The sequence below is a fragment of the Streptomyces sp. NPDC060209 genome (genome assembly GCF_042728155.1).
In the GTDB taxonomy this organism is placed as follows: domain Bacteria; phylum Actinomycetota; class Actinomycetes; order Streptomycetales; family Streptomycetaceae; genus Streptomyces.
Map to the genome: position 1 here is coordinate 1 of NZ_JBHWZS010000508.1, position 3301 is coordinate 3301.

Consider the following 3301-nt stretch of genomic DNA (forward strand, 5'->3'; position numbering starts at 1 on the left):
GTCGCATCGACCGTGGGCCCTTCGTTCGGCTCAACGCCGCGGGAGGATCACTGCTCCCGGCGGAGATTCGGCTTGAGGTCCTTGAACCGGGCCAGCAGGCCGTTCACGAAAGCCGGGGAGTCGTCCGTGGAGAACTCCTTGGCGAGCTGGACCGCCTCGTCGATCACCACGGCGTCCGGGGTCGAGTCCATCCAGATCAGCTCGTACGCGCCGAGCCGCAGGATGCTCCGGTCGACGACCGGCATGCGGTCGATCTCCCAGTCGACGGCGTAGGTGACGATGAGGTCGTCGATGCGGTCCGCGTACTGCGCGTACCCCTCGACGAGCTCCATCGTGAATTCGCCGACCGGCGGCTGACGGTCGTCGGTCCGCGAGAGCCGCACCCAGTCCGCGAGGACCGTCTGCACGGACTCACCGCGCTGGTCGGCCTCGAAAAGGATCTGGAAGGCGCGCTTGCGGGCCTTGTTCCGGGCAGCCACGGTTAGCTGTTCACCCGGCCGAGGTAGTCGCCCGTACGGGTGTCGACCTTGATCTTCTCGCCGGTGCTGATGAAGAGCGGGACACCGATCTCGTAGCCGGTCTCCAGGGTGGCGGGCTTGCTGCCACCGGTGGAGCGGTCGCCCTGGACACCCGGGTCGGTGTGCTGGATGGTCAGCTCGACCGCGGCGGGCAGCTCGACGTAGAGCACCTCGCCCTCGTGCTGCGCGACGGAGGCGGTGAAGCCCTCGATCAGGAAGTTGGCGGCGTCGCCGACGGCCTTGCGGTCGACCATGAGCTGGTCGTACGTGTTCATGTCCATGAAGACGAAGTACTCGCCGTCCATGTACGAGAACTGCATGTCCCGGCGGTCGATGGTGGCCGTTTCGACCTTCACGCCGGCGTTGAACGTCTTGTCGACGACCTTGCCGGAGAGCACGTTCTTGAGCTTGGTGCGCACGAAGGCGGGGCCCTTGCCGGGCTTGACGTGCTGGAACTCGACGACGGACCAGAGCTGGCCTCCGTCGAGCTTGAGCACCAGGCCGTTCTTGAGGTCGTTCGTGGAAGCCACGGTTGCGGAATCTCCTGGACTGAAGCTGGTGGACGGCCAAGGATGCGCGCCGGGGTCTCCGCGAGGAATCCCCTAGAGCGCGAGCAGCTCCTTGGTCGTAATGGTGAGTAGCTCGGGTCCGCCGTCCGCCTCGGGGCGCACGACGAGCGTGTCATCGATCCGGACACCGCCCCGGCCCGGGAGGTGGACCCCCGGTTCGACGGTGACCGGCACACAAGCGTCCAGTTTACCCATGGCTGTCGGTGCGAACTGCGGGTCCTCGTCGATTTCGAGTCCGACCCCGTGCCCGGTGCTGGGCGGGAGGCCGTCCGAGTGGCCCGCCGAGTCCAGCAGATGGCGGGCCGCACGGTCCACGTCGCGGTAGGCGGCTCCAGGGAGAAGAGCCTCCCGTCCGGCCCGCTGAGCGGCGAAAACAAGGTCGTAGAGCTCGATCTGCCAGTCCGCGGGACTGGTCCCGATGACGAAGGTCCGGCCGATCTCGCAACGGTATCCGCGGTAGTTCGCTCCCAGGCAGACGGAAAGGAAATCGCCTTCCTCGACCCTGCGGTCGGTGGGCCGGTGGCGGCCCTGCCCCGAGTGGGGGCCCGTCCCCACGGAGGTGGCGAACGCCGGCCCGTCGGCACCGTGGTCCACCAGCCGGCGCTCCAGCTCCAGGGCGAGATGGCGTTCGGTACGCCCCACCAGGATGGATTCGAGGAGTTCACCGAGGGCCTGGTCGGTGATCTCCGCGGCGATCCGCAGGCAGGCGATCTCCTCCTCGTCCTTCACCAGGCGCAGCTGCTCCACGGTGCTGCCGAGGTCGCGCAGGCGCAGGCGTGGGGCGACGGAACTCATGGCACGGTGGCGGGAGACCGTCAGGTCGTGTTCCTCGACCGCCAGGGAGTCGGTGTGCAGGCCGCCGGCGAGGCCGGCCGCCGCGACGACCGGGTCGCCGTCGGCCTCCGGGAGGACGGTCAGTCGCAGCTGCTCGTCGGGGCGTCCGTGGGCGGGGTCCCCGGTCGGTGCTCGGGGGCAGAGCAGGACGTCCTCGCCGGGGCCGAGCAGCAGCACGGCGCCGGGCGGGGCCCCGCCCGCCAGATAGCGGACGTTCGCGGGGCGGGAGACCAGGGCGGCCGCGGATCCGGCGGCGGCGAACCGGTCCCGCAGCAGCCCGCGTCGGACGGCGTACACCTCTGACATGTTCCGAGCCTACGAGCGCGGGCCGGGCCCCGCCCGGTCAGCGCACCCGACCGGGAACCGCGCGGTCGCTACCAGGCCGGCGGGCTGGCTATGGAACGCGCCAGGACGTCGTCGAGGACCCGTGCGGTCGTCTCGACGTCGTAGGTGGAGTTGTCGATGATCGGCAGGCCGGAGCCGTACCAGCCGGCCATACGGCCGTGGATCCGGGCGACCTCCTCGTCGGAGAGCCTGCGGTTCCCGCTGCGGGCCGCGTTGCGCTCCAGGACGACCTCCAGACCGGGCAGGAGGACCACGGGCAGCAGCCCGGGGCCCACATGGCGCTTCCAGCCGCCGAGGCCGACGACGGGCCGGTCGGGGAAGACGGCGTCGTCGAGGATGCAGGAGATGCCGTTGGCCAGGAAATTACGGGCGGCGAAGCCGCAGGTGCGCCGGGCCAGGCGGTACTGGGCCTCGGAGTGGTCGTTCCATCCGGCCTGCGGGTCGGCGAAACCGGAGCAGACCCACTCGCGGACGTCGTCCAGGGACACGTGCGCGGTGGGGACCCTGCGGCGGCCCGCCCAGAGCTTGGCGACCGTGGTCTTGCCCGCTCCGGCCGGTCCGATCAGGAGCACGGCCAGGGTCGCGGCGCCGGTGCCCGGCTCCGCGGGCGGCGCGGGCAGCGGGACGGGACCGCCGGGCGGCAGCTGGACGTGCCCGGTGGTCTCCCTGGAGGGCGGGACCGGGGCGTGCTGGTGCGCGGGCGGCTGGGGCGCCGGCGGCTGGGGCCCTGGCGCCATGGGAGGAGGAGGCGGCCCCGCTTGGCCGGGGTGGCCTGAGTGCTGGGCCTGGTGCGTCCACGGTCCGTTTCCGGGACCCTGGGGCGGCGGCAGCGGGGCCCCCACTGCGTGCTGCATCCGGTGCCACTCCGTCTCGTACAGGCAACTGGCGCTGGTCGACGGCAACCGTACCTTCCCCGGCCGCCACGCGGTGAACGGGCGGGGAAGGTACGAAGTGCCCGGTGTCAGTCCGTCAGTTCGTCGGCCAGGGCCCGCAGGGCGAGCCGGTAGGAGCCGATCCCGAACCCTGCCACCGTGC

4 protein-coding genes and 1 pseudogene are annotated in these 3301 nt (G+C 71.2%); all 5 read right to left on the reverse strand.

Features of this window, described 5'->3' with window-relative positions; translation table 11 throughout:
• Positions 1–47: 47 nt before the first annotated feature.
• Entirely contained in the window at positions 48–479 is a 432-nt protein-coding gene (nusB, locus tag ACFWFI_RS41910; protein ID WP_031097763.1) for a transcription antitermination factor NusB, read from the reverse strand.
• A gap of 2 nt (positions 480–481) precedes the next feature.
• Positions 482–1048: an elongation factor P gene (gene efp, locus ACFWFI_RS41915; RefSeq protein WP_266808955.1), complete on the reverse strand. Its 567-nt coding sequence runs from the start codon at positions 1046–1048 to the stop codon at positions 482–484.
• A 72-nt stretch (positions 1049–1120) separates the two neighbouring features.
• The gene (locus ACFWFI_RS41920) at positions 1121–2227 is read right to left on the reverse strand and encodes a M24 family metallopeptidase (protein ID WP_387401090.1); all 1107 of its coding nucleotides are present in this window, start codon (positions 2225–2227) and stop codon (positions 1121–1123) included.
• 68 nt (positions 2228–2295) lie between these two features.
• Positions 2296–3120 carry a Pro-rich N-terminal domain-containing protein gene (locus ACFWFI_RS41925; protein WP_387401092.1) on the reverse strand — a complete coding sequence of 275 codons (825 nt, stop codon included), beginning with the start codon at positions 3118–3120 and terminating at the stop codon, positions 2296–2298.
• Between the two features lie 107 nt (positions 3121–3227).
• Positions 3228–3301 (reverse strand): annotated as a pseudogene (locus ACFWFI_RS41930) (3-dehydroquinate dehydratase); the annotation flags it as partial.

What these genes read in the sequence shown, in the direction of transcription:
- ACFWFI_RS41920 (WP_387401090.1), bottom strand. Translation starts at nt 2,227, where the DNA reads ATGTCAGAGGTGTACGCCGTCCGACGCGGGCTGCTGCGGGACCGGTTC.
- ACFWFI_RS41925 (WP_387401092.1), bottom strand. Translation starts at nt 3,120, where the DNA reads ATGCAGCACGCAGTGGGGGCCCCGCTGCCGCCGCCCCAGGGTCCCGGA.